We start from the raw sequence: 1390 nt of genomic DNA on the forward strand, positions 1-1390 counted from the left end.
CACTAGCATCCGAAAGTACGAAATTTAAAAATGCCCTCAGAATCCCCTATTTTTGAGTTCGACAAAAAACTTTAAAATTATGGGACTCTTCAGGCGAAACAAAAATAACAAAAAGCCACTTATTCGACAAATTATAGATTTAGTTCCCCGCTGGCTACTCGATAGCTGCACCAGTACCTACCAAACGGACAAAGGATGCAGTAAGTACAAGACATACGACCAGCTTGTTGCCTTAACTTTCGGACAGCTCAATAAGTGTCAGAGCCTAAACGACATATCGGCTGGGATTGGTGTGAGCGAAGTATTCATAGAGGATCTAAATCTCAAGCAGAGCCCTGCCCGTTCCACCATGAGCGATGGCAACAAAAAGCGCAACTGGCAGGTGTTTGAGAGTATGTATTACCGCCTGCTGAGCCACTACAAGACGGTTCTGAAAAAGCATCACAACGCGCATATCATCAAGGAGATTAAAAACAAAAGCGTGAAGCTTATAGACAGCACTGTCATATCGCTATGCCTGGCCATGTTTGACTGGGCAAAGTTTCGGACAGCAAAGGGCGGGGTTAAGCTGCATGCTGCTTGGGACGACATGCTGATGATTCCCGAGGTAGTCAACATCAGCGAGGCCAAGGTCCATGACCGCTACGGGCTTGAGCAGCTGGTTTTTCCCAAGGACACCATAGTTGTTGAGGACAGAGCCTATTTCGACTTTGCCCTAATGCTCAATAGGATTACAGCGGAGAACGTATTTGTTACCAGAATAAAGAGCAACACCACGTACGAAACGCTCGAAGAGCTGGAGCTCCCTGAGGGTACCGACCAGCATATCCTAAAGGACGAGATTATACGCTTAACCTCTAACAAGGCCGTGGAAACTGGCATTTCAGAGCATAAGCTACGGCTGGTGCATGTATACAAGGAGGATGAAAACAAGGTGATCGCGGTAATTACCAATCAGCTGGACTGGGAGTACAACACCATTGCCGAGCTCTACAAAAAGCGATGGGATATTGAGCTGTTCTTCAAGGCGATAAAGCAGAACTTGCAGGTGAAGACTTTTTGGGGCACCAGCGAGAACGCTGTCAAGTCACAGCTGTACGTTGCCTTAATCTGCTACTTACTGCTGGAGCTAATTAAGCGCACTGTAGCCAAAATGCCTACCGCATTCTCAAATCTATCGGAAAAAATACGATTCTGCCTATACCACTACCTATCACTGCACTACGTATGCAATGAGGTTCGAGAGGGAGTGAGAAAAGTAACCAGTAAAAAGCAACGGGAACTGATTTTTGAGAAGAACTTATTTTCTGGATAGCTCGAATTTTTAGGCGTATTCAGTGGGGCTTATAGGTTTTTTTTGCTTATTTTCGAAAAGTTTCGGATGCTAGTG

The 1390-nt window shown here is 45.4% G+C and carries 1 protein-coding gene; it reads left to right on the forward strand.

The window, feature by feature from the left end:
* Positions 1 to 79: 79 nt before the first annotated feature.
* A complete protein-coding gene (locus G8O23_RS17235) occupies positions 80 to 1315 on the forward strand; it encodes an IS4 family transposase (protein ID WP_166367161.1) in 1236 nt (411 codons plus the stop codon).
* The last annotated feature ends 75 nt before the right edge of the window (positions 1316 to 1390 follow it).

Source organism: Perlabentimonas gracilis (genome assembly GCF_011174675.1).
GTDB lineage: Bacteria > Bacteroidota > Bacteroidia > Bacteroidales > Tenuifilaceae > Perlabentimonas > Perlabentimonas gracilis.